Source organism: Stenotrophomonas sp. SMYL41 (genome assembly GCF_036319965.1).
Lineage (GTDB): Bacteria > Pseudomonadota > Gammaproteobacteria > Xanthomonadales > Xanthomonadaceae > Stenotrophomonas > Stenotrophomonas maltophilia_R.
In genome coordinates this window covers 1-24,026 of sequence record NZ_JAWIRX010000008.1, presented here as the reverse complement: position 1 = coordinate 24,026, position 24,026 = coordinate 1, and the positions used below count along the sequence as shown (strand labels likewise).

The window sequence follows — 24,026 nt, the reverse complement described above, 5'->3', positions numbered from 1 at the left end:
GATAGAAGGTGACTGCTGGCAAGCACACGCTTGTGCCGATGAATCGCGCACGCCTACGCCTTGGCCGCCATTCCCGGATCGGGCAATCCTACATCCTGACCACCGTCACCCAGGGCCGTCGACACTACTTCGAAGACGCCACTGCGGCGCAGGTCGTGATGGAGGTGTTCCGTCGCATTGATGATGAGGGCCTGACACACTCACTTGCCTATGTAGTCATGCCGGACCACATCCATTGGCTTGTGGAGCTTCGCGCGTTCTCGCTGGACTACATCATGCAACGCTTCAAATCGAGCAGTGCATTGCGGATCAACCGCATGCTGGGCAAGACAGGACCATTCTGGCAATCGAGCTATCACGATCACGCGATTCGTTCTGAAGAATCACTGTTTCGTCATGCGATGTACATCGTCGCCAACCCGGTCAGGGCGAACTTGGCGAGCTGCGTGGGAGAGTATCCGTATGCCTGGTGCCGATGGGAGATCGATGGGAGGTACCAAGCAATGGATTACCCCGAAGCGGAGAGATAGTGCCGACCAACGGTCGGCACCCACCCATACCCAAGCCGACCAACGGTAGGTATCCACCAACAGATGTTTCCCAGCAGAAGCTGCAGCTCAGCGCTTCTGCGCGAACAGCCACGCCCACATCGCCGGGTCCGCATAGGTGGCGTCCCAGGCATTGTGGTTGCCCTGCGGGTACTCGGTGTAGCGCACGTCGCGTGCGTGGGTGCTCTGGAATGCGGCGTGCAGCCTGCGGTCATCGTCCGGTGGCACCACGTCGTCCAGCGCACCGTGGAAGATCCAGATCGGCGTGTGCTGCAAGCGTTGCGCGATCACGGCATACGGATCGGCTTCCCGCGCGACCTGCTCGACGAACAGGGTCGGGCGCTTCGCGCGTGGCGCAAGTACCGCGCCGCACACGGGGACGATCGCGGCAAAGCGGCGCGGGTCGTCCAGGGCGATGTTCCAGCTGCCGTAGCCGCCCATCGACATGCCGGTCAGGTACTGCCGCGCCGGGTCTGCGCCGAATTCGGCAATCGTCGCGTCCAGCCCGGCCACCGCCGCACGATTGTTGCGGCCGCTCCATTCCTCGTGGCCTGGTACCTGCGGGAACACCACCAGGGCGGGGAAGTCGGGATGCTCGCGCAGGTAGGGCCCGAGCCCGGCCTGAGTCTGCTTGACACCGTCGCCGCCGCGTTCGCCCGAACCGTGCAGGAACAGGACCACCGGGACCCTGGAGGCTGCGGGCGCTTCTCCGCGAGGGCTGCCGGCCTGCAGGCCCGCGGGAATGAATACCTGGTAGTAGGCCGTGTGTCCGTCCACCTTCACCGCGCGTGCTTCGAAGCGACCACGCGCGCTGTCCGGCAGCGAAGTGCAACCGCTCATCACCAGGAGGGCCAGCAGTGGCAGCCAGCGGAACAGCAAACGGACCATGGGGTTTCCCGAAGCGGCGAGATCGCCTGCATCGTAGTCCGCCGCCTTCGGTCCGGCATCATGCGCCGCATCACTCCGGGCGCGGGAAGCTGGCGATGATGTCCAGCTGCTCCTGCGCTTCGGCATTGCCGCCGGCGGCGGCCGCCTGCACCTGCGCGATGTCCGGGTGCAGCACCACCAGCAGCGGGTTCTCGCAGACCGGGCAGTCGTACTCGGTGGCGTCCTCGGCCAGCTCCATCTCCATGGCGCGCGAGCTGCCCTTCCATTCGCAGGCCGGGCAGGTGTGCTGCTGGTCGCGCCAGCCGGGCTGGAAGTAGTTTTCGATCGTTGTTGCCATGGATGTTCCAGGATGGAAAGCGGGTTGGAGCCCTGCACCGCCGGGATCCGGCCCAGCAGGGATCAGTGCAGCAGCACCAGCGTGGCCAGGCCGAGGAAGGTGAAAAAGCCCATCGAGTCGGTCACGGCGGTCAGGAAGATGCCGCTGGCCAGCGCCGGGTCGAAGCCGAAGCGTTTCAGGGTCAGTGGCACCAGCACGCCGGCCAGTGCGGCGAACAGCAGGTTGCAGGTCAGCGCGATGGCGATCACCGCCGACAGCCCGGGCGAGTGGAACCAGGCCAGCACGATCAGCCCCAGTACGGAACCCAGCATCACGCCGTTCAACAAGGCGACCCGCACTTCCTTCCACAGCAGCGTGCGCGCGTTGGACGCGCCCACCTGGCCCAGTGCCAGGCCGCGCACCATCAGCGCCAGCACCTGGGTACCGGCATTGCCGCCCAGGCCCGCCACGATCGGCATCAGCACGGCCAGTGCCACCAGCTTGTCGATGGTGCCTTCGAAGTGGCCGACCACGCTGGAGGCCAGGAAGGCGGTGCACAGGTTCACCGACAGCCACATCAGGCGCCGCCGCATGGCGCGCCAGACCGGGCTGAACAGATCCTCGTCCTCGTCCAGGCCGGCGGCGCCCAGCGCCTGGTGCTCGGCCTGGCCACGGATGATGTCGACCACGTCATCGATGGTGATGCGGCCGATCAGGATGTTGTTGTCGTCCACCACCGGCGCGGAGATCCAGTCATGGTCGGAGAACTGGCGGGCGACCTCCTGGTCGCTCTCGCCGACGTCGATGGCTGGCTGCTCGTCGTCGATCAGGCGGTTGATCGGGGTGGTGTCCTCGTGGGTCACCAGTGCCGCCAGCGACACCCGGCCGAGATACTGGTGGCGCCGGCTGACCACGAACAGGTGGTCGGTGTGGTCCGGCAATTCGCCGCGCAGGCGCAGGTAGCGCAGCACCACGTCGACATTGACGTCGGCGCGCACGGTCACCACGTCCGGGTTCATCAGGCGGCCGGCGCTGTCCTCGGGGTAGGACAGCACCTGTTCCAGGCGCTCGCGGTTCTCGCGGTCCATCGACTTGAGGACCTCGTCGATGACCGTATCCGGCAGGTCTTCGACCAGGTCGGCCAGATCGTCGATGTCCAGGTCTTCGACCGCGGCGATGATCTCGTCCGGGTCCATGTCCGCGAGCAGGCTCTCGCGCACGTCTTCGCCGACGTGGACCAGCACCTCGCCGTCATCTTCCGGGTCGACCAGGCCCCACACCACCTCACGCTTGCCTGGCGGCAGCGATTCAAGCAGGTTGCCGATCTCGGCCGGGGCCAGGGTGTTTACCAGGCGACGCACCGGGCCCAGCCGGCCGCTGTCCAGTGCATCGGACAACATCCGCAGTTGGCGCGCAGTCTTGTCGTGGCGTACAGCTTCAGCCATCGCAGCTCCCGCGGGATAAGAAAAGCCGCGATCCCGGCAAGGATGCGGCAACAGGGGTGTTCAGCGCGTCATTATCGCAAGGGGATGTTTCACCGGATACCCCGGCCGCGGTCAGGGCGTATCGGCCACCAGCGCCAGCCAGCGCTCGATGGCGCGGCGGTCGCGCGCGGCCAGCAGCTTCGGCGCACGGGCGCGCAGCGCACCCAGGTCGGCTTCGCGGATCGCGCGGCGCACCTCCAGCAACGTACCGGGATGCAGGCTGAACTCGCTCAGGCCCAGGGCCAGCAGCAGCGGGGTCATCCGCGCATCACCGGCCATCTCGCCGCAGACCGCCACCGGGACGCGGTGGCGTGCGCCGGTCTCGATCACCATCTGCAACAGCCGCAGCACTGCCGGGTGCAACGGTGAATACAACTCACCCAGTGCCTCGTTGTTGCGGTCGGCGGCCAGCAGGTACTGCACCAGGTCATTGGTGCCGATCGACAGGAAATCGACCAGATCGATGAAACTCTCCAGCGCCAGCGCCGCGGCCGGTACTTCGATCATCGCGCCCAGCGGCACGTGCTCGGACACCATGTGGCCTTCGCCGCGCAGCTGTTCGCCCAGCTTGAGCATGCGCCGGCGCACCGCCAGCAGTTCCTCGCGGGTGCTGACCATCGGCACCAGCACGCGCAGCTTGCCGTAGGCCGAGGCGCGCAGGATCGCGCGCAGCTGGGTGTCGGCCACCTTGGGCCGTGCCAGCGACAGGCGCACACCGCGCAGGCCCAATGCCGGGTTCTCTTCGTTGCTCAGGGTCAGGCCGGTGCGATCGGCCTTGTCCGCACCCAGGTCGAGCGTGCGGATGGTCACCGGCCGGCCGGTCATGCCCAGCGCGGCATCGCGGTAGGTCTGGAACTGTTCTTCTTCGTCCGGCAGTTCGTTGCGCTGCAGGAACAGGAACTCGGTGCGGTACAGGCCCAGCCCTTGAGCACCCAGCGCATGCGCGTGGGTGACGTCCTCCAGCGATTCGGCATTGGCCAGCAGGGCGATGTCGACCTGGTCGCGGGTACGGCTGGGCTTGCTGCGCAGGCGACCAAGCTCGCGCTGCTCGCGCGCGTGTTCCTTCAGGCGCGCGCGGTAGTCACGCAGGTTGTCTGCCAACGGGTTGGCGGTGATGCTGCCGTCGGCACCGTCGATGATCAGCACGTCGCCGTCAGCGATGCGGCTGAGCAGCTGCGGCACGTTGACGATCAAGGGCAGGTGCAGGCTGCGGGCCAGGATCGCGCTGTGCGACAGCGCGCTGCCGGCGGCGGTGACGATGCCGACCACCCCCTGTGCCTGCAGCTGCGCCAGTTCGGACGGAGCGATGTTGTCGCAGACCAGGATTTCACCGGCCAGGCCCTTCATCACCTGAGGGCGTTCGGGTTGCAGGAAGGCGTGGATGCGGCTGATCACATGGTCGAGATCGTCCATGCGGCTCTTCAGGTAGGCATCGTCCATGCCATCGAAGACCTTGGCCAGCCGGTCACGCTGCAGGCGCAGCGCATAGCCGGCGCTGTACGGGCCGCTGCGGATCAGCTCGTCCAGCCCCAACAGCAGTTCGGGGTCATCAAGCAGCAGGGCATGCAGGTCGAGGAACTCGCCCACTTCATGGTTCAGTGCACCCTGCAGCCGCTGCCGCAGTTCGTGCATTTCCGTACGTGCCGCATCCACCGCACGGTGCAGGCGGGCCAGCTCGGCCTCGACCTGGTGGACGGCAATACGTTGCTCGGCCACTTCCAGGGCATGCGGCAGGCGTACGCGGGCCCGGCCCATTGCCGCGCCGCGGGCAGCACCGTGCCCGGCCAGCAGTTGTACCGGCCGCTGGCCGGAAGGGACCTGGCCGGCGCGTGCGCGTGGCACGCTCAGCTGTCCTCGTCGAAGCGGCGTTCGAACAGGCCGACCACCGCTTCCATCGCGGCGGCTTCATCTTCGCCGTTGATGCGCACGGTGACCGGGGTGCCCTGGCCGGCGGCCAGCAGCATCACGCCCATGATGCTCTTGGCGTTGATCTCACGGCCCTTGGCGGCCATGGTCACGTTGCAGCGGAACGGCGCCAGGGTCTGCACCAGCTTGGCGGTGGCCCGGGCATGCAGGCCCAGGCGGTTGCTGACGGTGAGTTCTCGTTCAAGCATCGTCGACTATCGCTCCATTACGGGTACCCGCCGCGGCTGTGGCGGGCAGTTGATCCAGTCCCTGTTCCGGATAATTCATCACCCGCAGCAACATCGGCAGGCTCAGCGCCGACACCCGGCGAACCGGGGTCCCCAGCCGGGCCAGCTGCCCGGCAAGGTTGGCGGGGCTGGCGCCGTACAGGTCGGTCAGGATCAGCACGCCTTCGCCGCTGTCGACCCGCCGCAGGGCGGCCGAGGCGAGCGGGAGCAGGGCGTCCAGGTCTGCGTCGAACGGTACTTCGAAAGCTTCGGTTTTCAGCGGCAACTGCCGCAGGAGCCGGGTCGCCACGTCAAGCAGGGCGGTCCCGACCCCAGGATGTGTTACGAGGAGAATGCCACAGGTCATTACTGCACGTTAACAGGTCAAGGTGAATCGGCGATAGCAGCAGATGAGGGGCACTGTGTCCCGTATTCAGCGTTACCGGGATCAGAGCCCTTTTCCCCTGGAAAAGGGATCCGACCCCATCCGTTTTTCGATGCCCGGCAGAGAGTCATCCACGCATGGCGTGGATCTACTGTGTCGACCAAGGTCGACACTCACCAACAGCACACCGCACTGCCCTCCCACGGAAGCCGCTTTTGCTGTTGCCGACCAGCGGCCGGCACTACCAGCGGGTGCCGGGCGCAGCCCGGCCGACCCCCTCAATCCTGTTCGCGGTGGTAGGTGGCCACGTCTTCCCAGCCCTTCTCGCGGGCATGCCGCGCCATGCGTTCGGCCAGGAACACCGAACGATGCTTGCCGCCGGTGCAGCCGAATGCCACGGTCACATAGCTGCGGGTGCCATCGCCCAGTTTCGGCAACCAGGTATCGAGGAAATCCATCAGCTGGGCCAGGTAGCGCTGCACGTCCGGCTGCGCTTCCAGGTAGTCGCGCACGCCGGGCTCGCGGCCGCTGAGTGCGCGCAGGTCCGGGTCCCAGTGCGGATTGGGCAGCACGCGGGCGTCGAACACGAAGTCCGCCTCGGCCGGTACGCCGCGCTTGTAGGCGAACGATTCGAACAGGAGCGACAGACGAGTGGCGTGGTCCAGCGCGAACTCGGTGATGATCCGCCGCCGCAGCTGGTGCACGTTGAGCGTACTGGTGTCGATCACCGCATCGGCCTCGCGTCGCAGCGGGGCAGTCAATTCACGTTCGCGGGCGATCGCTTCGGGCAGTGACAACCCCAGCTGGCTCAGCGGATGGCGACGACGGGTATCGGCGTAGCGCTTGAGCACCGTTTCGTCGTTGGCCTCGAAGAACAGCACCTTCACTTGCACGCCGGCATCGGTGGCCAGCTTCCGCCAGTCGCCCAGCTGGCTCAGGTCGGCCTGGCCGCGCACGTCGATGCCCACCGCCAGCCGGCGCGGCGCGCTGCCGTCGTGGTTGGCCAGCAGGCTGCGCACGAAGTCCGGTAGCAGGTGGATCGGCAGGTTGTCCGAGCAGTAGTAGTCCTGGTCCTCGAAGGTCTTCAGGGCGACGGATTTACCCGAGCCGGACAGGCCGCTGACGATGATCAGGGTCGGGGCGGAGGGGGTGACGGTGCTCATGGACAAGCTCTTCGAAGGGCGGGGAATCAGGGTGTTCGCCGTTCCAGCAGGTTGCTGTGGCGGGCGATGAACATCGCTGCCGGGTCAATGCCCTTGGTGCGCAGGATGTGCAGGCGGGTCGCGGCCTCGGTCAGCACGGCCAGGTTGCGACCGGGCATCACCGGCAGGGTGATCAGCGGAACGTCCAGGTCCAGCACATGGCGGGTACCCGAGTCGCCGGTCAGGCGCTCGTAGCCATGCGGGGTGGGTTCGGTCATCGGCTTGGTCAGGTGGACGATCAGCCGAAGGTACTTGTTCTTCTTTACAGCCGTGTCGCCGAACATCTCGCGCACGTTCAGCACGCCCAGGCCGCGCACTTCCAGCAGGTCCTGCAGCAGTTCCGGGCAGGTGCCGTCGAGCACGTCCGGGGCGATCTGGGTGAATTCGGGGGCGTCGTCGGCGACCAGGCGGTGGCCGCGGCTGAGCAGTTCCAGCGCCAGCTCGCTCTTGCCCGACCCGGCCTCGCCGGTGATCAGCACGCCGATGGAATAGATCTCCATGAACACGCCATGCAGGATCACCCGCGGCGCCAGCGTGCGCGCCAGGTGGTAGGACAGGTGGTTGAGCAGTTCGTGGCCGCGCTTGGGCGACAGCCACAGGGGGGTACCGGATTCATCGGCGGCGGCGCGCAGGTCTTCCGGGCACGCCTGGTTGCGGGTCAGCACCAGCGCCAGCGGATGCGACTGCATGATCTTTTCGATGGTCTCCCACCGCTGGCGCGGTTCCAGCGCATCCAGCCAGGACAGTTCCTCGGTGCCCAGGATCTGCACCTTGTTGGGATAGATGGCATTGAGGTAGCCGGCCAGCGAGGGACGCCGCGAGACCGTGTTGCCGGCCTCCAGCTCGCGCTTCTCGCCGGATTTGCCGGCGGCCCAGCGCAGCCCCAGCCGCTCGCGCTGCTGTTCGAACAGTTCACGGGCGGTGATGCTGGTATTCATGCGGCACTCGCAGGCGGGGTCATGTCCAGCGCCTCGCGCAGGGCCCGGGCGTCGCCCGCTTCGCGCAGGGCCAGGCGGATGTCCGGTGCCGAGAACAGTTCGGCCAACTCGGACAGCAGCATCAGGTGCTGGTGGGTGTAGTGGGCGGGGACGGCCATCGCGAACACCAGGTCCACCGGCTCGTCGCCGCCGAAGTCGACCGGGGTGGCCAGCCGCAGCAGCGCGCCACGTGGGCGGTCCAGGGTCGGCGCGCGGCCGTGGGGGATGGCGATACCGTGGCCGATCGCGGTGCTGCCCAGCGCTTCGCGCTGGCACAGGTTCAGATAGATCTGTTCGGCGTTGGCCTGGCGGCAGGCCAGCAACCCGGCGGCGGCCTGCAGGACGCTGTCACGGTCGGTGGCCGTGCAGAGCTGGGTCTGCACGGCCGCCAGGAGGTCAGTCAGGGGCATGTCTGCGGGGAACGGTGGCAATCAGCCACCATTGTCGCCCACCGGCAGCGGTGCGTGCTGCTGTTTTTTCTCCTTGTGCTTGATCACCAGGCGGTCAAGCTTGTCCGCAAGCAGGTCGATCGCGGCATACATGGTCTGGCCGCCGGCCTCGGCGTGCAGGGTCTGCCCCGGAATGTTGAGGCTGGCGTCGACGTGGTGTTCGGTCTTCTGCAGCTTGAGGGTCACCCGCGCTTCGCAGTGCTGGTCGAAGTGTTTTCCGATCCGGGCCAGCTTCTCCTCTACATAGGACTGCAGGGCCGGGGTGACTTCGACGTCTTTGCCAAACGTTTCGATGCGCATCGGGTTTCTCCTGTGTTCGGATGTGCCAATGAACCTCTCCGCCGGGTGCGGCGGCGCGTCAAGCGATTCTGACCCTTTCGTGCGAGGCGGAGATGTTCATGGCTTCACGATACTTCGCCACGGTGCGTCGCGCTACTGGGATTCCCGACGATTTGAGCAGCTCAGCCAGCTTGGCGTCAGAAAGCGGCTTGCGCGGGTTCTCATCGTCGATCAGGCGCCGGATCATCGCCTGGATGGCCGTGCTGGACGCCTCGCCACCGCCGTCGGTATCGATGCCCGAGGCGAAGAAGGCGCGCAGCGGCAGGGTGCCGCGCGGCGTACGTACGTGCTTGCGGGCGATCGCACGCGACACCGTGGATTCGTGCAGGCCCAGCTCGGCGGCGATCTCGCGCAGGGTCAACGGGCGCAGCGCCTGTTCACCGAATTCGAGGAAGCCGGCCTGTTGCAGGATCAGGCTGCGCACCACCCGCAGCAAGGTTTCGCCGCGCTGCTGCAGGCCCTTCAGCAGCCAGCGCGCCTCCTGCAGCTGGGCGCGCAGGTAGCCGGCGTCGGCCTCGCCACAGCGGCGGATCAGCTGCTCGTAACCGCGGTGGATCACCACCTTCGGTCCGGCATGGCCGGCCAGCGCCGCGCGCCAGATGCCGTTCTGCCGCCACACCACGACATCGGGCACCACGTAGGTGTCCTGCGAAAGCGGTGCGATCTGCGTACCCGGGCGCGGGTCCAGCGAGCGCAGCAGGGCGACCGCCGTGTCGACCTCGTCCAGGGGCTGCTTCAGTTCATGGGCCAGCCCGGCGACGCCACTGCGCGGCAGCCGTTCCAGCGGGCCTGCGGCGATCTGTCGCGCCAGTGCCAGCCCCGGCGTGTCGTCAGGCAGCACGTCCAGCTGCAGCTGCAGGCATTCGCCAAGCGTGCGCGCGGCAACGCCGACCGGGTCGAAACGCTGGATACGGTGCAGCACCGCGAGGATTTCATCCTCATCGGCATGGACTGCCGGCAGCAGGGTATCGGCGATGGTGGCCAGCGGTTCGCGCAGGTAGCCGTCGTCGTCCAGCGCATCGATCAGTGCAGCGCCGATGCTGCGGTCATGCGTGGAAAGGTGCGACAGGTGCAGCTGCCACAGCAGGTGGTCGGCCAGCGTTTCGGTTTCGGCCACGCGCTCGGCGGCACTGCCGGTGTCATCGTCATCGTCGAAGCTGCCGCCACTGCCGGCGGCACTCCAATCGAGTTCGGCCGGCGCCCAGTCGTCGCCGTTGTCGGTGCGTTCGGCGGGCGCGTCGGCATCCGCGCTGTCGCTGCCTTCATTGGCGGCACTGCTGTCGTTGCTGTCGGCCCAGTCCAGCAGCGGATTGCTTTCCACGGCCAGGGCGATTTCAAGCTCCAGCTCGGTCGTGGACATCTGCAGCAGCTTGATCGCCTGCTGCAGCTGGGGCGTGAGCACCAGGTGCTGTCCCAACGATGTCTGCAGCCGAGTCTTCATGCCTGTGCCGAACGGAAGGAAAGGGACCCGGCGCCTGCGGTCACAGCTTGAAGGAATCCCCAAGGTAGACGCGACGTACGTCGGCGTTGTCCAGGATCGCCTCGGGCGAGCCCTGGGCCAGCACGGTGCCCTCGGCGAGAATATACGCGCGGTCGCAGATTCCCAAGGTCTCGCGCACGTTGTGGTCGGTGATCAGCACGCCGATGCCACGCTGCTTGAGATGGGTGACGATGCGCTGGATTTCACCCACCGAGATCGGATCGACACCGGCAAACGGTTCGTCGAGCAGGATCAGGCGCGGCTGTGCGGCCAGTGCGCGGGCGATCTCGCAGCGACGACGTTCGCCACCGGACAGGCTGGCGCCGAGCTGGTCGGCAACATGGCCCAGCTGCAGTTCGTCGAGCAGGCTGTTCAATTCGCGTTCGCGGCCGGCCGAATCCAGGTCTTCGCGCAGCTCCAGTACCAGGCGCAGGTTGTCGGCCACGGTCAGCTTGCGGAACACCGACGGTTCCTGCGGCAGGTAGCCCACGCCCTGTTTGGCACGGGTGTACATCGGGTCGCTGGTGATGTCCTTGCCGTCGAGCACGATGCTGCCGGCATCGGCGGCGACCAGGCCGACGATCATGTAGAAGCAGGTGGTCTTGCCGGCGCCGTTGGGGCCGAGCAGGCCCACCACTTCGCCAGCGTCGAGGGTCAGCCCGAAGTCCTTGACGACTTCGCGCTGCTTGTAGCGCTTGCGCAGGCCCTTGGCGACGAGCATTACTTCTTGCTCCCGGCCGGCTTGGCCGGCGTGCTGGCCGGCGCCGCCGCCTTGGGCGTGGCAGCCGGCTGTGCCGCCGGATTCTTGTTTTTCGGCGGGATGACGGTGCGCACGCGACTGCCGTCGCCGCCGGAGTTCATCTCGCCGCTGCGGGTGTTGTAGACCATGCGCTGGCCGGCATTGGTGCCGCGCGCGCTGGTGACCTTGTAGTTACCGGTCAGGGTGATGATTTCGGTCTTGATGTCGTAGTCGATGCGATCAGCCACCGCGTCCATCCAGGTGCCATCGTCGAGCTGCTGCTTCATCGTCGCCTGCTTGCCGATGAACACCGCTCGCACGGCCTCGCCATCCTTCAGGTAGATCTCGGCTTCGGACGAGCGGATGTCCAGCGAGCCCTGGGTGACGGTCACGCCCTGCGAAAGCACGGTCTTGCCATCGCCGGTGAGCACGCCCGACTGGGCGCCGGAGTCGATGTTCATGTTCTCGTTGCGGTCGGTGGACTTGGCAAAGGCAGCGCTGGGAACAAGCAGGCCGAGCGCGAGTACGGCTGCAAAGGGAATCTTCATCGGGGTCCGTTCTACCGGTGGGGCCGCCCGGGAAGCCGGGGGCGGGTGGGTGGGCTGCCTGCCTTGCGCCTGTCCGGGGACGTCGCAGGAGGGCGGCGGAATCAGCGTCGGGGCGTGTAGCGGCCCTTGGACTGGCTGAGGAAATGATACGTGTTGTTCTTCGAATCCACCTCGAAGCCAACGCCGGACTGTTCCATGCCGGGGCGGGTCATGGTGACCAGTGCATCGGTGCGGGCACGGTTCTCTTTCGGGAACACGTCCAGGTGGTCGGTGCGGAAGGTGGTCGGCACTACGCCCGGGTCGGCCGGGCTGTCGCCGGCGACGTTGCCGCGCAGCTTCATCTCGTCGCCCTTGGCGCTGAGCCAGCCGGTCTCGGCGCGCAGGGTCCAGTGCTTGCCATCCTTGTCCGGCATCTCGAACAGCGGCGTGGCGATGTTGATGGTCTGGTCGCCACGCTGGCGCTCCAGCAACGGGGCGCGCAGGGTGGTCGATTCCTTGCCGTGCTCATCCAGGGCGACGATCTGGAAGTCGTGCAGGATGTAGTCCACGCCGGCGTCCTGGCCGGCACTGGCCGGCGCCTTGTCGCGGTTGCGCAGGGCGGCCCAGCTGCTGAGCAGGGCCGCCAGCAGCAGGCCGATTCCGAGCAGGGTGCGCCAGTTCAGGGTCGGCAGGTTCATGCGCCGAACCTCGCAAGGACCGCGTCCACGTGGCCCTGGGCGGCCAGCAGGATGTCGCACAGCTCGCGCGCGGCGCCACGCCCGCCATTGGCGCGGGTCTGCCAGTGCACGCGCTCGGCGATCCACGGGTGGGCGTTGGCCGGTGCCACCGCCAGGCCGACCGCGCCCAGCGGCGCCAGGTCCGGCAGGTCGTCGCCCATGAAGGCCACCTGCTCCAGGCCGACGCCGTGCTGCGCGCACAGTGCCTGCACGCTGGCCAGCTTGTCGCCCACGGCGATCTGGGTGTCGATGCCGAGGTCGGCGCCGCGCCTGAGCGCGGACTGGCTGTTGCGCGCAGTGATCAGCACGGGATGGATGCCGTGCTGTTGCAGCAGTTTCAGGCCCAGGCCATCCTGCACGAAGTACGCCTTGCTCTCGTTGCCGTCCTTGTCGTAGTACAGCTGACCGTCGGTGAGGGTGCCGTCCACGTCGAAGCAGGCCAGGCGGACACGGGCCGCGGCGGCATGCAGATGGGCGGGGAAGGCGGGCAGGGGGGACCAGGGCATCAGGGTGGCAGGCTCGATGGGTTCGGGTTGGGGCGGTACAGACTGAATGGGGTCTACGGACTGTCGGTTAAACCACCCGGGCCCGCAACAGGTCATGAATGTTCAGGGCGCCGACCGCGCGGCCCTGGCCGTCGACCACGATCAGGCCGGTGATCTTGTGGGTTTCCATCAGCCGGGCGGCCTCCACGGCCAGCTGATCGGCGCCGATGGTGCGCGGGTTGCGGGTCATCACATCGGCGATCTTCGCGGTCCGTACGTCCAGCGCACTGTCCAGCGCCCGGCGCAGGTCGCCGTCGGTGAACAGGCCGATCAGCACGCCGCCGTCGTCGACCACGGCGGTCATGCCCAGGCGTTTGCGGCTCATTTCCATCAGGGCCTCGCTGAGGCTGGCATCGGCACCCACGCTGGGCAGGTCCTCGCCGGTGTGCATGACGTCGGTGATGTGCAGCAGCAGGCGGCGGCCGAGGCTGCCGGCCGGGTGCGAGCGGGCGAAGTCGTCGGCGGTGAAGCCGCGTGCATCGAGCAGGGCCACGGCCAGCGCATCGCCCATCGCCAGCGAGGCGGTGGTGCTGGAGGTCGGCGCGAGCGCCAGCGGGCAGGCCTCGGCCGGCACGCTGACGTCCAGGTGGATGTCGGCGGCGGTGGCCAGGCTCGACTGCGGGCGGCCGGTCATGGAAATCAGCACGTTGCCCTGGCGCTTGAGCACCGGCAGCAGCATCAGCACCTCATCCGATTCACCCGAATAGGACAGAGCCAGCACCACGTCGTCCTCGGTGATCATGCCCAGGTCGCCGTGGCCGGCTTCGCCGGGGTGGACGTAGAACGCCGGCGTGCCGGTGGAGGCCAGGGTGGCGGCGATCTTGCGGGCGATATGCCCGGACTTCCCCATGCCGGTGGCGACCACCCGGCCACGGCTGGCCAGTATCGCCTGGCAGGCCTGCTGGAAAGCCTCGCCAAGGCGGTCGGCCACGGCATCCAGTGCCTGCTGTTCGATCTCGAAGACGCGGCGGCCACTGGCGACCAGGCTGGCAGGGTCGACGGAACGGGGGGGCAGGAGGGACTCGGCCATGCGGACGCCACGCAGCGGAAGTAGAATGGAGGCACATTTTATTAGGAAAGCCCGTTGGACGCCGACACCATCCGCAACCTGATCGAAACCGGCCTGCCCGGCGCCCGCGCCGACGTGCAGGGCGATGATGGCGTGCATTTCGAAGCGACCGTGGTCTGCGAGGCCTTTGCCGGCAAGATGCCGCTGGCCCGCCACCGGATGGTCTATGCCACCCTGGGCGACCTGATGGGCGGCGCGATCCACGCGCTGGCGCTGAAAACCGTGACCCCGGCCGAAGCCGGCTGAACCGCAGAAGATCCCGAATACATGGCCAAGATCGTTGTGACCGGCGGCGCTGCGCTGCACGGTGAAGTGAGCATCTCCGGCGCCAAGAACGCCGTCCTCCCCATTCTCTGCGCGACCCTGCTGGCTGATGCGCCGGTGGAGATCACCAACGTGCCGCACCTGCACGACGTGGTCACCACGGTGAAGCTGCTGGGCGAACTGGGCGCCAAGGTCACCATCGACCAGGGCACGCTGTCGCGCGGCAGCGCGATCGTGGTCGACCCGCGTCCGGTCAACCAGCACGTGGCACCGTACGAGCTGGTCAAGACCATGCGCGCCTCGATCCTGGTGCTGGGCCCGCTGCTGGCCCGCTTCGGCGCGGCGGAAGTGTCGCTGCCTGGCGGCTGCGCGATCGGTTCGCGTCCGGTCGACCAGCACATCAAGGGCCTGCAGGCCCTGGGCGCCGAGATCGTGGTCGAGAACGGCTTCATCAAGGCCACCGCCAAGCGCCTGAAGGGCGGCCATTTCACCTTCGACATGGTCAGCGTCACCGGCACCGAGAACGTGCTGATGGGCGCGGTGCTGGCCGAAGGCACCACCATCCTCGACAACTGCGCGATGGAACCGGAAGTGACCGATCTGGCGCATTGCCTGATCGCGCTGGGTGCGAAGATCGAAGGCCTGGGCACTGCCCGCCTGGTCATCGAAGGCGTCGAGCGCCTGTCCGGTGGGCGCCACGAAGTGCTGCCCGACCGCATCGAAACCGGCACCTTCCTGGTGGCCGCGGCGATGACCGGTGGCAAGGTTACGGTCAATCGTGCGCGCCCGAACACCATGGATGCAGTGCTGTCCAAGCTGGTCGAAGCCGGTGCGAAGATCGAGACCACCGACGACACCATCACCCTGGACATGCAGGGCAAGCGGCCGAAGGCGGTCAACCTGACCACCGCGCCGTACCCGGCGTTTCCGACCGACATGCAGGCGCAGTTCATGGCGCTCAACTGCGTGGCCGACGGCGTGGGCGTGATCAATGAAACGATCTTCGAGAACCGTTTCATGCACGTCAACGAACTGCTGCGCCTGGGCGCGGACATCCAGGTTGAAGGCCACACCGCCATCGTGCGCGGCAGCGAGCACCTGAGCGGTGCGCCGGTAATGGCTACCGACCTGCGTGCTTCGGCCTCGCTGATCCTGGCCGGCCTGATGGCCAGCGGCGAGACCACCATCGACCGCATCTACCACCTTGATCGTGGCTACGAGAACATCGAAGAGAAGCTGTCTTCGCTCGGTGCCACCATCCGGCGCGTGCCATGATCCTGCGCGGCAAGTTCAGCCCGCGCCGCAAGGCGCTGCTGGCGCTGGTGCTGATCGTGCTGGCGTGGCTGGGCTATGCCTGGTACGCCAACATCGCCATCACCCAGGGCATCGAGCAGAAGGACATGGACTGGAACGGCGATGGCACCGTTTCGCGCGACGAAATCATCGAGTCGTTCCATGCGGTTGCGGTGAACGACAGCCAGGACGGCAACCGCCATTGCCGAACCTTCGTCTGGCGCAGCACGGGTGAACAGATCCGCGTCGACTGCCGCACCGAGTTCAAGGCGGCCGAAGAGAAACCGGCCGAAGCGAAGAAATAAGAAAACGCCCGCGAAAGCGGGCGTTCCTTTTCGCGGGGTCGGATCCCTTTCCGACGGAAAGGGCTCTGACCCCGGGCGCTCAGTTCATCGCCTTGATGGTCAGGTCCAGCGCATCGCGGCCGCTCTCACGCTGCAGCATGCGCGCCGGCACCGGGAACTCCGGCACGATCCAGGCGATCAGTTCCTTGTTGCCGTCGGCGCGCGAGACCTTGGTGGCTTCATAGCTCTTGCCGCCCACGGTGATCGATTCCTTGCCGATCACGCGGTAGGTCATGTTCTTGATGCGGCCTTCGTCGACCATGCGGTAGGTCAGCGGCTTGCCTGCGGCCAGGTCACGGGCGATTGCCAGGTTGATCAGCAGTGCATCCATGTCACCGGCCTTCAGTGCGATCGGGCCGGCGCGGTCCGGCTTGATGTCGCCGGTCCAGGTGGCCTGGTTGCTGGTCCAGTTGTAGTTGGCCTGCACGTTGCGCTTCTTCACCAGCAGCGCCGAACGGTCCTGGCTGCTGAGCGGGCGCAGCTGGCCACGCACTTCCTCGAACACGGTGCTCTGGCTGAGGTCGGCCAGCTGGTTCTTCACCTGCAGGCTGTAGCGCCACTTGTTGCTGCCTTCGCTGGCCAGGGTCATGGTGCCGTTGGCCTGCATGCCCATGTAGCTGGCCAGGTAATCGGCCTTGAACGGCTGCAGCGCCATGGCCGGCAGGCTGGCCACGGACAGCGCGGCCGCGGCGATCCAGGTGAGGGGGCGGGTCAGGGTGCTCATGCTCAGACTCCTTGGTATTCGATCAGGCGCAGATCCACGCGGTCTTCGCCGTCTTCGCGTTGCAGGATGCGCACCGGGGTGGGGACACCGTTGGCGATCCAGAGGATGGTTTCGTTGTTGCCGCCGTTGGTCCGGTAGACCCGCAGCGCGTTGTAGGACAGGTCGCCGACCTCGACGTTCTCGGTCTGCGGCGCGGCCTGGTAGTCGTGCTGGCGGACCTTGCCCATGTCCACGTAGCGGTAGTGCATGGTGGCACCGGGGCGGGCATCGCGCATGATCGCCAGGTTGATCAGCAGTGCGCTCTGGTCGCCCGCCTGCAGCGGGATCGGCTGCGCGCGTTCCTTCTTGACGTCGCCGCTCCACTGCGCGGTGCCGGCCTGCCAGTTGTACGTGCCGACCGCCTTCTTGCCGAGGAACAGGCCCTTGCGCACCGTGCTCTGGCTGAGCGGTGCATAGGTGCCACCGCGCTCTTCGAACACCGTGCTCTGTTCGATGTTCAGGCCCAGCACGCTGGCGAAGCCGCGGCGGCCGACCACCTGCATGTCCACCCGCCACTGGCTGCCGCCGGTGTGGGTGACCTGCATGCTGGCATCGCCCGCTTCCTTGCCCTTGTAGAAGGCCTGGTAGGTAGCGCTGAACGGCTGCAGCGGCGGCGGCTCCCACGCCAATGCCGGCAGGGCCGGGGCCGTCGTTTCGGCCGGCGGCTGCACCGCTGGCACCGGCGCCGGCGGGGCGGCGGGCGCCTGTGCCTGGCCCCAACCCACGCCGGGAAGCACGGCAAGCGACAGCAGCAATGAAGTGGACAGCAGGGTCGTGGTCTTCATGGAGGACAGGAGCTGCAGGAGGGGGGCAGGATGCCAGCCCCGCAGTCAGCGGGGCGTGTGCGTGGGCGTTACCGGTTCAGGTTCCCGGCGGAATCTAGGACCAGTGGGCTAAACAGGGGGTGACCATCCAGTTGCGGCTGGCCCTCCCGTTCAGCCAGGCGGCCGGCGCACAGCAGCTGCAGGGTGGCGATCAGCAGGGGGTGCTCCACCGCCAGCACGCGTGCAGCCAGGCTGTTCGCGTCATCGCCGGGCAGTACCGGCACCCGCGCCTGGGCCAGCACGGCGCCGGCATCCAGCTCGGGCACCACCAGGTGCACGCTGGCCCCATGCTCCGCATCGCCGGCGTGCAGCGCCCGCGCATGCGTGTCCAGCCCCTTGTGCAGCGGTAGCAGGGAGGGGTGGATGTTGACCAGCCGGCCATTGAAGCGCTGCACGAAGGCGGCGCCGAGAATGCGCATGTAGCCGGCGCAGACGATCAAATCCGGCGCGACCGCGGCCAGTGCATCGCCCAAGGCCTGCTCGTAGGCGGCGCGGTCATCGAATTCTTTCGGTGCATGCGCCCAGCGCAGGCTGGCGCCGACCCGCTGCAGCGCGGCGGCGGACGGGCGGTCGGAGAACACGCCGACCACCTCGGCGGGCAGGCGGCCGTCGGCGATGGCATCGAGGATGGCCTGCAGGTTGCTGCCGCGGCCGGAGGCAAGCACGGCAATGCGGGTGGGCGCGGTCATTGCTGGGTACTCCGGCGGACCAGCGGCCAGGTCAGCAGGCTGCCCACGGTGGCCATCAGCATGTCGGCGTGTGCATCCCACATGTCGCCCTGCTGCCCGTTGTAGGCCTCGGCGGCATCCGGCGACAGGGCAAGCGCGATGGCCCACTCGAACCACTCGTAGACCAGGCTGGCGCACATCACCGTCATCACCGCCAGGCTGAAGGCCTGGCCGCGGCGCAGCGCCGGCCACGCATGGCGTGCCAGCTGCAGCAGTGCCGGCGTGAAACAGACGCCGAACAGGAAGTGGATGAGGCGGTCGAAATGATTGCGCTGCCAGCCGAACGCCGCATTGGGCGACCAGCCGGTCAGCGCCTGCGCCCACGCGTCGTAAGGCACGTTCGAGTACAGCCAGCGCGCCGCCACGCAATGCAGCGCGATGAAGCCGCAGATCGCGATGAAGGCGCCGTTGCCCATCCAGCCGCGGCGGTCGATCCACAGCAATGCGGCCAGGCCGATCACGGTCAGGGTGCTGTGCAGGGCCTGTTCGGTGGGCCACAGCGGGTGGATCCAGCTGATCGCGAACACCGCCAGCACGGCGGCGAAGGCCAGCTTCTTCGGTAGTGAAAAGCGATGAGTGCTGGCAGCAACGGGGGCGGCGATGGCAGGCGAGGACATGTCGGGTCGATCAGAAGGGGGCGGTCGTCTGCCTGCAGGCTCAGACACTGAGGTGGTCGCCGCGGTCAAACAGCACGGCCATGTCGGGCTTGGACAGGAACACCCAGGCATAGGCGGTCAGGGCCATGCCCAACGGGCCGGCCAGCACCGCCAGCCAGGCCGTGCGCTGGCACCAGGCCAGCCCGGTGCGACGCGACAGCAGGCGCGCGGTGTGCAGCTGCACGAAGCCCAGCACGGCAGCCAGCACTGAAACGGCGCCGTACACCGTGGCCAGCACTGCGCCATCGTCCAGCCCGCGCGAGCTGGCGACCAGGCCGATGAAACCGAGGAAGGCCAGCGCAGCTACCCAGTGGAAAACCGCCAGCGCGTAGAACAGCACCTTCAGCGTCTGCAGGTGGCTGGCCAGCTGCAGCTGCGCAAGCGACTGCTGCGGCAGCGGCGGAGGCGTGCCCGGGCTCGTCATGCCGCGGTACCGGCGGTGTCGAACGCGGCCTTGACCTGCGGGCGCAGCAGCGTGATCAGGCTGAACACCCCCAGCACGGTACCGATCGGCGTGAACAGGCAGGCCAGGCCAGCCATGATCAGGCACAGCAGGTAGCGGCGGCGGCGCGCCAGGCAGCGGCCGGCATAGGCGACGAACGCGCCCAGGGTCACGCCACCGAACACGATGACGCAGCCGATGAGGGTGAACATCCAGCCGAACAGGCGCTGTTCGGCCGGCGACGAGGGTTGGCCGCCGGAATTCATCGGCAGATTGCCGTTGAGGGCGGTGATGCCCAGCACGATGTGGACGATGAAGATCATCGAGAACAGCGCGATCAGGCCACCGACCACGTAGTGCGCAATCGACAGCATGCGCAGATGGTCAGCATCCTGGCTGCTGAACGCCGGTGCCACCGTCGTTGGCGGCGGCACGGGGGCGGGTGTCAGGGGGGGCGTTGCGTCCATGCGGGCTCCTCGGGGCCGGGTTCAGCCGATGTGGACGCGCTCGGCGCCTTCAGCGGTGACCACCTGGCCGATGGTCCAGTGTTCCAGGCCTTGTGCCTTGACCGCCTCGCTCACCGCGGCGACCTGGTCCGCTGCCACGATCAGCACGAAGCCGATGCCGCAGTTGAAGGTACGCCACATCTCGCTGTCGGCCACGGCGCCTTCCTTCTGCAGCCACTGGAACACCGGCGGCAGGGTCCAGGACGAGGCCTGGATGTCCAGGCCGAGGCCGTCTGGCACTACGCGGATGATGTTCTCGGTCAGGCCGCCACCGGTGATGTGGGCCATGCCGTGGATGGCTTCGCCGTGCGACTTCAGCAGCGACAGGATCGGCTTCACGTACAGGCGGGTCGGTGCCATCAGCGCATCGACCAGCTTCACGCCGCCTTCCAGTTCCAGCTCGGCCGGGCGGCCGGCACGGTCGTAGATGCGGCGCACCAGCGAGTAGCCATTGGAATGCGGACCGGACGAGGCAATGCCGATCAGCACGTCGCCGGCGGCCACGCTGGCGCCGTCCTTCAGCTCGCTCTTCTCGACCGCAGCGACCGTGAAGCCGGCCAGGTCGTACTCGCCCGGGGCGTACATGTCGGGCATTTCAGCGGTTTCGCCGCCGATCAGCGCGCAGCCGGCCTCGGTGCAGCCGTTGGCGATGCCGCCCACGACCGCCGCGGCGGTGTCGATGTCCAGCTTGCCGGTGGCGAAGTAATCCAGGAAGAACAGCGGCTCGGCGCCCTGCACCAGCACGTCGTTCACGCACATGGCGACCAGGTCGATGCCGATCGTATCGTGGCGGTTCAGCTGATGGGCCAGCTTCAGCTTGGTACCCACGCCATCGGTACCCGACACCAGCACCGGCTCGCGGTACTTGTTGGACAGGTCGAACAGGGCGCCGAAACCGCCCAGGCCGCCCATCACTTCCGGGCGGAAGCTGCGCTTGACCAGGGGCTTGATCCGCTCGACCAGCTCGTTGCCGGCGTCGATGTCGACACCCGCGTCACGGTAGGTGAGGGGGGAGGGGGCGGAAGACGGGGTGTTGGTCACGGGCGTCGGCGCTGGCAGGGGTTGAACGAGCGATTTTAACAGGCCGCATTGGCGCAAAGGCCGTATTCGGGCAACAATTCCCCCGGATTCGTCGAGCCAATGGATGTCCTGATGCGCCGCAGCCTGATTCTGACCCTGCTCCTTGCACTGAGCCTGCCGATGGCCACGATGGCCCAGAGCGGCCTGCGCACCGAGGGAGATGTTGCCACCGCCTCGGGTGCCTACGAGGCCGAAGTGCCCGTCAACAGCCAGGCCGAAGCCGATCGCAACGGTGCCCTGGCCCGTGCCCTGAGCGTGGTGCTGGGCAAGCTGTCCGGCGACCGCAACGTGATGTCACGCCCCGGCGTGGTACAAGCGCTGCGCAATGCCAAGGACTACGTGGCCAGCTACGACTACAAGCAGGACCAGAGCGTGGGCGCCAGCGGCGCACCGAGCTTCCGCACCCTGCTGGTGGCCCGTTTCCGCGAGGACGACGTCGATTCGCTGGTATCGGCGCTGGGCCTGCCGCTGTGGCCGCAGCCGCGACCGAAGCCGGTGCTGTGGCTGGCCGTCGACGACGGCAGTGGCCCGCGCCTGGTCAGCGTGCAGCAGGCCAATGCCGCCCGTCCGTTGCTGAACCGCGCCATCGAGCGCGGCTACAAGCTGGGCCTGCCCAGCGGTGGCGCCGCCGAACAGGCACTGGCCGGTGCCATCTGGCGCCAGGACAGCGCCGCCGTGGCCCGCGCCTCCTCCCGCTACTCGCCGCCGATGCAGCTGATCGGCAAGCTGTACCGCGCCAATGGCGGCTGGCAGGCGGACTGGGTGTTCGTCGACAACGGTCGTGAGCTGAACAAGTGGACCAGCAAGGACGCCAACGCCATGCGCGCGATGGCGGCCGGTGCCGATGGTGCCGCCGATGCGCTGGTCAAGCGCTATGCCAAGGCCGGCGCCGCCGTCGGCCAGGCCGGGACCTACCGGGTGGTGGTCACCGGCATCAACAGTGCCGACGACTACCTGCGCCTGGCCGCCGGCCTGCGTGAGGTGCCGGTGGTGCGCAACGTCACCCCGCTGCACGCTTCGGCCGGCCAGCTTGAACTGAGCCTGGAGATGACCACCGGCCTGGCCGGCTTCAATCGCATGCTGGGCGACAACGGCGTGCTGGTGCCGAGCGCACCGCTGCCGGCTCTGCCGACGCCGATCGACGACACCACCGGTGCCCCGGTCGCTGCGCCGGTCAGCAACGAGTACCGCCTGCGATGAACCTGACCCCGGAAGCGGAAATCGCGCAGTTCCTGCGCCGCCTGAAGTACATCCTGTTCGCCGGCCTGATCGGCTGGGTGGTGTGGCTGCTGGCGCCGATCCTGACCCCGTTCGTGCTGGCGCTGGCGCTGGCCTGGCTGGGCGATCCGCTGGTGGACCGCATCGAGGCCACCGGCCGCTCGCGCATGACCGGCGTGGTGCTGGTGTTCGCGGCGATGGTGCTGGTGATCGTGGCGCTGCTGCTGGTGCTGGTGCCGATGATCGAGCGCCAGATCACCACCCTGATTGCGGTCGCGCCGCAGGCACAGGCGTGGCTGATGGAAAAGGGCATTCCCTGGTTCGAGCAGAAGACCGGCCTGGAAGTGATGCAGTGGCTGGATCCGGACCGCCTGATCGAATGGGTGCGCAGCCACTGGCAGCAGGCCGGCGGCTTCGCCACCACGTTCATGGGCTACGTCTCGCGCTCGGGCTTTGCGATGGTGACCTGGGTGGTCAACATCCTGCTGCTGCCGATCCTGGCGTTCTACTTCCTGCGCGACTGGGACAAGCTGGTCGAGCGGGTCGCGTCGGTAATCCCGCGCAACCAGATCGGCACCATCAGCGCGCTGGCACGCGAGTCCAACGAGGTGCTGGGGGCGTTCATCCGCGGCCAGTTCCTGGTGATGCTGGCGCTGGGCGTGATCTACGCCGGCGGCCTGTCGCTGGTCGGCCTCAAGCTGGGCCTGCTGATCGGCCTGATTGCCGGCTTGATCAGCTTCATCCCGTACCTGGGCGCGACCACCGGCATCCTGATGGCCATCGTGGCCGCGCTGGTGCAGGCGCAGGGCTTCGACCTGAAGTTGCTGCTGCTGGTCGGCGTGGTGTTCACCGTGGGCCAGCTGCTGGAAAGCTACGTGCTGACCCCGCGCATCGTTGGCGACAAGATCGGCCTGCACCCGGTAGCGGTGATCTTTGCGGTGATGGCCGGCGGCCAGCTGTTCGGCTTCCTCGGCATGCTGCTGGCGCTGCCGGTGGCGGCGGTGACCAACGTGCTGCTGCGCTATGCCCACCAGCGTTACCGCCAGAGCGAGCTGTACGTGGGCGAAAAGCCGGCGATCGTGCTTGATGGCGTGGTCGACGCTCCCCATATCATCGTTCCGGACGACAAGGGCCCCGACCTGAAGTGATGGGTGTGCCGCAACTGCCGCTGGCCCTGCATTATCCGCGGGACCAGCGCCTGGAAACCTTCATCGGCGCGCCGGACGGCGCGCTGGCGCAGTTGCGCGCGATCGCGGTCGGCGCCAGCCACGATTGGGTCTACCTGGAAGGTGCGGCGGGCACGGGCAAGACCCACCAGGCGCTGGCGATGTGCTCCAGCGCCGAGCAGGCCGGGCGACTGCCAACCTACGTGCCGCTGGCCAGTGCCGCCGGCCGGGTGCGCGCGGCGCTGGACGGGCTGGAAGCGCGCGAACTGGTGGCGCTGGACGGCCTGGACGAGGTCGCCGGCAACCGCGAGGACGAAATCGCGCTGTTCGATTTCCACAACCGGGCGCGCGCTGCGGGCGTGACCGTGCTCTACACGGCACAGAAGGCGCCGGGCGAACTGGGCCTGGTGCTGCCGGACCTGCGCTCGCGGCTGGGCCAGTGCGTGCGCGTGCAGCTGCAGCCACTGGATGAGGAAGGGCGAGCAGCAGTGCTGCGCGAGCGCGCGCTGCGCCGCGGCCTGGCGATCGACGAGGCGGCCATCGAGTGGCTGCTGTCGCACACCGGTCGTGAACTGGGTGGGTTGATCACCCTGCTGGACTGGCTGGATCGTGAGTCGCTGGCGGCGAAGCGGCGGATCACCGTGCCGTTCCTGCGCCAGGTGCTGGAAGAAGGCCGGCCCCGTTACTGAGGATGGGTTTCTTTGCAGGCTGCGCCCTGTACCCGCCGAAGCCAGGGCAACGTCAACGTCAACGTCAAAAGCGGGCTATCCGTGGGATGGCGGGGTGGGGGGGGGGGGGGGGGGGGGGGGGGGGGGGGGGCGGGGGGGGGCGGGGGGGGGGGGGGGGGCGGGCCCCCCCCCCCCCCCCCCCGCCCCCCCCCCCCCCCCCCCCCCCCCCCCCCCCCCCCCCCCCCCCCCCCCCCCCT

Annotated in this window: 30 protein-coding genes; 7 read left to right on the top strand and 23 right to left on the bottom strand. The window is 67.8% G+C overall.

The features are described 5' to 3' along the window. Positions 1-38 precede the first annotated feature (38 nt). Positions 39-530 (top strand): transposase, encoded by a 492-nt coding sequence (locus V3B30_RS10980; protein WP_262083253.1) that lies wholly within the window; start codon positions 39-41, stop codon positions 528-530. Between the two features lie 87 nt (positions 531-617). Here V3B30_RS10980 and V3B30_RS10975 read toward each other — a convergent pair whose 3' ends face one another. The 16 genes from V3B30_RS10975 to V3B30_RS10900 all read right to left on the bottom strand — a co-directional run bounded on the left by V3B30_RS10975 (position 618) and on the right by V3B30_RS10900 (position 13,778). Continuing rightward, positions 618-1,436, bottom strand: coding sequence for a prolyl oligopeptidase family serine peptidase (locus V3B30_RS10975; RefSeq protein ID WP_262083242.1), 819 nt, complete (start codon positions 1,434-1,436; stop codon positions 618-620). A 70-nt stretch (positions 1,437-1,506) separates the two neighbouring features. Continuing rightward, on the bottom strand, positions 1,507-1,773 hold the full coding sequence (locus V3B30_RS10970) for a hypothetical protein (RefSeq protein ID WP_100471505.1): 267 nt from the start codon (positions 1,771-1,773) through the stop codon (positions 1,507-1,509). A 62-nt stretch (positions 1,774-1,835) separates the two neighbouring features. Then, on the bottom strand, positions 1,836-3,197 hold the full coding sequence (gene mgtE / locus V3B30_RS10965; RefSeq protein ID WP_008266103.1) for a magnesium transporter: 1,362 nt from the start codon (positions 3,195-3,197) through the stop codon (positions 1,836-1,838). A 111-nt stretch (positions 3,198-3,308) separates the two neighbouring features. Then, positions 3,309-5,078 (bottom strand): phosphoenolpyruvate--protein phosphotransferase, encoded by a 1,770-nt coding sequence (gene ptsP / locus V3B30_RS10960; protein WP_262083243.1) that lies wholly within the window; start codon positions 5,076-5,078, stop codon positions 3,309-3,311. A gap of 2 nt (positions 5,079-5,080) precedes the next feature. Next, positions 5,081-5,350, bottom strand: coding sequence for an HPr family phosphocarrier protein (locus V3B30_RS10955; protein WP_005408385.1), 270 nt, complete (start codon positions 5,348-5,350; stop codon positions 5,081-5,083). Continuing rightward, positions 5,343-5,735: a PTS fructose subfamily transporter subunit IIA gene (locus tag V3B30_RS10950; RefSeq protein ID WP_014036239.1), complete on the bottom strand. Its 393-nt coding sequence runs from the start codon at positions 5,733-5,735 to the stop codon at positions 5,343-5,345. Before V3B30_RS10950 ends, V3B30_RS10955 begins: the two co-directional genes overlap by 8 nt. Positions 5,736-6,031: 296 nt before the next feature. After that, a complete protein-coding gene (gene rapZ / locus V3B30_RS10945) occupies positions 6,032-6,916 on the bottom strand; it encodes an RNase adapter RapZ (protein WP_262083244.1) in 885 nt (294 codons plus the stop codon). A gap of 26 nt (positions 6,917-6,942) precedes the next feature. After that, entirely contained in the window at positions 6,943-7,893 is a 951-nt protein-coding gene (gene hprK, locus V3B30_RS10940) for an HPr(Ser) kinase/phosphatase (protein ID WP_005408388.1), read from the bottom strand. Further along, positions 7,890-8,342: a PTS sugar transporter subunit IIA gene (locus V3B30_RS10935; RefSeq protein WP_100471508.1), complete on the bottom strand. Its 453-nt coding sequence runs from the start codon at positions 8,340-8,342 to the stop codon at positions 7,890-7,892. Before V3B30_RS10935 ends, hprK begins: the two co-directional genes overlap by 4 nt. A gap of 21 nt (positions 8,343-8,363) precedes the next feature. Then, positions 8,364-8,681: a ribosome-associated translation inhibitor RaiA gene (gene raiA / locus V3B30_RS10930; protein WP_005415556.1), complete on the bottom strand. Its 318-nt coding sequence runs from the start codon at positions 8,679-8,681 to the stop codon at positions 8,364-8,366. 58 nt (positions 8,682-8,739) lie between these two features. After that, the gene (locus V3B30_RS10925; RefSeq protein ID WP_262083245.1) at positions 8,740-10,161 is read right to left on the bottom strand and encodes an RNA polymerase factor sigma-54; all 1,422 of its coding nucleotides are present in this window, start codon (positions 10,159-10,161) and stop codon (positions 8,740-8,742) included. 40 nt (positions 10,162-10,201) lie between these two features. Then, positions 10,202-10,921 (bottom strand): LPS export ABC transporter ATP-binding protein, encoded by a 720-nt coding sequence (gene lptB / locus V3B30_RS10920; RefSeq protein WP_005415558.1) that lies wholly within the window; start codon positions 10,919-10,921, stop codon positions 10,202-10,204. Beyond that, positions 10,921-11,487, bottom strand: coding sequence for a lipopolysaccharide transport periplasmic protein LptA (lptA, locus tag V3B30_RS10915; RefSeq protein WP_100471510.1), 567 nt, complete (start codon positions 11,485-11,487; stop codon positions 10,921-10,923). The genes lptB and lptA overlap by 1 nt, the downstream gene beginning before the upstream one ends. Positions 11,488-11,588: 101 nt before the next feature. Continuing rightward, positions 11,589-12,164 carry an LPS export ABC transporter periplasmic protein LptC gene (gene lptC, locus V3B30_RS10910; RefSeq protein ID WP_100471511.1) on the bottom strand — a complete coding sequence of 192 codons (576 nt, stop codon included), beginning with the start codon at positions 12,162-12,164 and terminating at the stop codon, positions 11,589-11,591. Further along, entirely contained in the window at positions 12,161-12,709 is a 549-nt protein-coding gene (locus V3B30_RS10905) for an HAD hydrolase family protein (protein ID WP_100471512.1), read from the bottom strand. The genes lptC and V3B30_RS10905 overlap by 4 nt, the downstream gene beginning before the upstream one ends. Before the next feature lie 67 nt (positions 12,710-12,776). Beyond that, complete coding sequence (locus V3B30_RS10900; RefSeq protein WP_100471513.1) at positions 12,777-13,778, bottom strand: KpsF/GutQ family sugar-phosphate isomerase; 1,002 nt, start codon at positions 13,776-13,778, stop codon at positions 12,777-12,779. Positions 13,779-13,832: 54 nt separating this feature from the next. Between V3B30_RS10900 and V3B30_RS10895 the strand changes: the two genes are divergently transcribed. From V3B30_RS10895 to V3B30_RS10885, 3 genes are read left to right on the top strand one after another with little or no spacing between them, the layout of a single operon-like run. Continuing rightward, positions 13,833-14,063, top strand: a complete 231-nt coding sequence (locus V3B30_RS10895; RefSeq protein ID WP_005408396.1) for a BolA family protein — start codon at positions 13,833-13,835, stop codon at positions 14,061-14,063. 21 nt (positions 14,064-14,084) lie between these two features. Next, positions 14,085-15,356: a UDP-N-acetylglucosamine 1-carboxyvinyltransferase gene (murA, locus tag V3B30_RS10890; protein ID WP_014646237.1), complete on the top strand. Its 1,272-nt coding sequence runs from the start codon at positions 14,085-14,087 to the stop codon at positions 15,354-15,356. Continuing rightward, a complete protein-coding gene (locus V3B30_RS10885) occupies positions 15,353-15,679 on the top strand; it encodes a hypothetical protein (RefSeq protein ID WP_100471515.1) in 327 nt (108 codons plus the stop codon). Before murA ends, V3B30_RS10885 begins: the two co-directional genes overlap by 4 nt. 79 nt (positions 15,680-15,758) lie before the next feature. Here the strand turns inward: V3B30_RS10885 and V3B30_RS10880 are convergent, their stop codons facing one another. The 7 genes from V3B30_RS10880 to purM all read right to left on the bottom strand — a co-directional run bounded on the left by V3B30_RS10880 (position 15,759) and on the right by purM (position 20,678). Next, positions 15,759-16,442, bottom strand: a complete 684-nt coding sequence (locus V3B30_RS10880) for a DUF3108 domain-containing protein (protein ID WP_100471516.1) — start codon at positions 16,440-16,442, stop codon at positions 15,759-15,761. A gap of 2 nt (positions 16,443-16,444) precedes the next feature. Beyond that, positions 16,445-17,266: a DUF3108 domain-containing protein gene (locus V3B30_RS10875; RefSeq protein ID WP_262083246.1), complete on the bottom strand. Its 822-nt coding sequence runs from the start codon at positions 17,264-17,266 to the stop codon at positions 16,445-16,447. Between the two features lie 68 nt (positions 17,267-17,334). After that, a complete protein-coding gene (gene purN, locus V3B30_RS10870; RefSeq protein ID WP_262083247.1) occupies positions 17,335-17,994 on the bottom strand; it encodes a phosphoribosylglycinamide formyltransferase in 660 nt (219 codons plus the stop codon). After that, positions 17,991-18,650: a DUF2238 domain-containing protein gene (locus V3B30_RS10865; protein ID WP_100471519.1), complete on the bottom strand. Its 660-nt coding sequence runs from the start codon at positions 18,648-18,650 to the stop codon at positions 17,991-17,993. Before V3B30_RS10865 ends, purN begins: the two co-directional genes overlap by 4 nt. Positions 18,651-18,690: 40 nt before the next feature. Beyond that, complete coding sequence (locus V3B30_RS10860) at positions 18,691-19,113, bottom strand: hypothetical protein (RefSeq protein ID WP_100471520.1); 423 nt, start codon at positions 19,111-19,113, stop codon at positions 18,691-18,693. Continuing rightward, the gene (locus tag V3B30_RS10855) at positions 19,110-19,598 is read right to left on the bottom strand and encodes a hypothetical protein (protein ID WP_262083248.1); all 489 of its coding nucleotides are present in this window, start codon (positions 19,596-19,598) and stop codon (positions 19,110-19,112) included. Before V3B30_RS10855 ends, V3B30_RS10860 begins: the two co-directional genes overlap by 4 nt. Before the next feature lie 21 nt (positions 19,599-19,619). Then, positions 19,620-20,678 (bottom strand): phosphoribosylformylglycinamidine cyclo-ligase, encoded by a 1,059-nt coding sequence (gene purM / locus V3B30_RS10850; RefSeq protein WP_100471522.1) that lies wholly within the window; start codon positions 20,676-20,678, stop codon positions 19,620-19,622. A 99-nt stretch (positions 20,679-20,777) separates the two neighbouring features. Here purM and V3B30_RS10845 point away from each other — a divergent pair, with 99 nt between their 5' ends. From V3B30_RS10845 to hda, 3 genes are read left to right on the top strand one after another with little or no spacing between them, the layout of a single operon-like run. Beyond that, positions 20,778-21,917 (top strand): DUF2066 domain-containing protein, encoded by a 1,140-nt coding sequence (locus tag V3B30_RS10845; RefSeq protein WP_100471523.1) that lies wholly within the window; start codon positions 20,778-20,780, stop codon positions 21,915-21,917. Beyond that, positions 21,914-23,083, top strand: coding sequence for an AI-2E family transporter (locus V3B30_RS10840; RefSeq protein ID WP_100471524.1), 1,170 nt, complete (start codon positions 21,914-21,916; stop codon positions 23,081-23,083). Before V3B30_RS10845 ends, V3B30_RS10840 begins: the two co-directional genes overlap by 4 nt. After that, positions 23,083-23,790 (top strand): DnaA regulatory inactivator Hda, encoded by a 708-nt coding sequence (gene hda, locus V3B30_RS10835; protein ID WP_100471525.1) that lies wholly within the window; start codon positions 23,083-23,085, stop codon positions 23,788-23,790. The genes V3B30_RS10840 and hda overlap by 1 nt, the downstream gene beginning before the upstream one ends. Positions 23,791-24,026 lie beyond the last annotated feature (236 nt).

Coding starts and splice junctions, on each gene's coding strand:
- V3B30_RS10980 (WP_262083253.1), top strand. CDS start 39: ATGAATCGCGCACGCCTACGCCTTGGCCGCCATTCCCGGATCGGGCAA.
- V3B30_RS10975 (WP_262083242.1), bottom strand. CDS start 1,436: ATGGTCCGTTTGCTGTTCCGCTGGCTGCCACTGCTGGCCCTCCTGGTG.
- V3B30_RS10970 (WP_100471505.1), bottom strand. CDS start 1,773: ATGGCAACAACGATCGAAAACTACTTCCAGCCCGGCTGGCGCGACCAG.
- mgtE (WP_008266103.1), bottom strand. CDS start 3,197: ATGGCTGAAGCTGTACGCCACGACAAGACTGCGCGCCAACTGCGGATG.
- V3B30_RS10955 (WP_005408385.1), bottom strand. CDS start 5,350: ATGCTTGAACGAGAACTCACCGTCAGCAACCGCCTGGGCCTGCATGCC.
- V3B30_RS10950 (WP_014036239.1), bottom strand. CDS start 5,735: ATGACCTGTGGCATTCTCCTCGTAACACATCCTGGGGTCGGGACCGCC.
- rapZ (WP_262083244.1), bottom strand. CDS start 6,916: ATGAGCACCGTCACCCCCTCCGCCCCGACCCTGATCATCGTCAGCGGC.
- hprK (WP_005408388.1), bottom strand. CDS start 7,893: ATGAATACCAGCATCACCGCCCGTGAACTGTTCGAACAGCAGCGCGAG.
- V3B30_RS10935 (WP_100471508.1), bottom strand. CDS start 8,342: ATGCCCCTGACTGACCTCCTGGCGGCCGTGCAGACCCAGCTCTGCACG.
- raiA (WP_005415556.1), bottom strand. CDS start 8,681: ATGCGCATCGAAACGTTTGGCAAAGACGTCGAAGTCACCCCGGCCCTG.
- V3B30_RS10925 (WP_262083245.1), bottom strand. CDS start 10,161: ATGAAGACTCGGCTGCAGACATCGTTGGGACAGCACCTGGTGCTCACG.
- lptB (WP_005415558.1), bottom strand. CDS start 10,921: ATGCTCGTCGCCAAGGGCCTGCGCAAGCGCTACAAGCAGCGCGAAGTC.
- lptA (WP_100471510.1), bottom strand. CDS start 11,487: ATGAAGATTCCCTTTGCAGCCGTACTCGCGCTCGGCCTGCTTGTTCCC.
- lptC (WP_100471511.1), bottom strand. CDS start 12,164: ATGAACCTGCCGACCCTGAACTGGCGCACCCTGCTCGGAATCGGCCTG.
- V3B30_RS10905 (WP_100471512.1), bottom strand. CDS start 12,709: ATGCCCTGGTCCCCCCTGCCCGCCTTCCCCGCCCATCTGCATGCCGCC.
- V3B30_RS10900 (WP_100471513.1), bottom strand. CDS start 13,778: ATGGCCGAGTCCCTCCTGCCCCCCCGTTCCGTCGACCCTGCCAGCCTG.
- murA (WP_014646237.1), top strand. CDS start 14,085: ATGGCCAAGATCGTTGTGACCGGCGGCGCTGCGCTGCACGGTGAAGTG.
- V3B30_RS10885 (WP_100471515.1), top strand. CDS start 15,353: ATGATCCTGCGCGGCAAGTTCAGCCCGCGCCGCAAGGCGCTGCTGGCG.
- V3B30_RS10880 (WP_100471516.1), bottom strand. CDS start 16,442: ATGAGCACCCTGACCCGCCCCCTCACCTGGATCGCCGCGGCCGCGCTG.
- V3B30_RS10875 (WP_262083246.1), bottom strand. CDS start 17,266: ATGAAGACCACGACCCTGCTGTCCACTTCATTGCTGCTGTCGCTTGCC.
- purN (WP_262083247.1), bottom strand. CDS start 17,994: ATGACCGCGCCCACCCGCATTGCCGTGCTTGCCTCCGGCCGCGGCAGC.
- V3B30_RS10865 (WP_100471519.1), bottom strand. CDS start 18,650: ATGTCCTCGCCTGCCATCGCCGCCCCCGTTGCTGCCAGCACTCATCGC.
- V3B30_RS10860 (WP_100471520.1), bottom strand. CDS start 19,113: ATGACGAGCCCGGGCACGCCTCCGCCGCTGCCGCAGCAGTCGCTTGCG.
- V3B30_RS10855 (WP_262083248.1), bottom strand. CDS start 19,598: ATGGACGCAACGCCCCCCCTGACACCCGCCCCCGTGCCGCCGCCAACG.
- V3B30_RS10845 (WP_100471523.1), top strand. CDS start 20,778: ATGGATGTCCTGATGCGCCGCAGCCTGATTCTGACCCTGCTCCTTGCA.
- V3B30_RS10840 (WP_100471524.1), top strand. CDS start 21,914: ATGAACCTGACCCCGGAAGCGGAAATCGCGCAGTTCCTGCGCCGCCTG.
- hda (WP_100471525.1), top strand. CDS start 23,083: ATGGGTGTGCCGCAACTGCCGCTGGCCCTGCATTATCCGCGGGACCAG.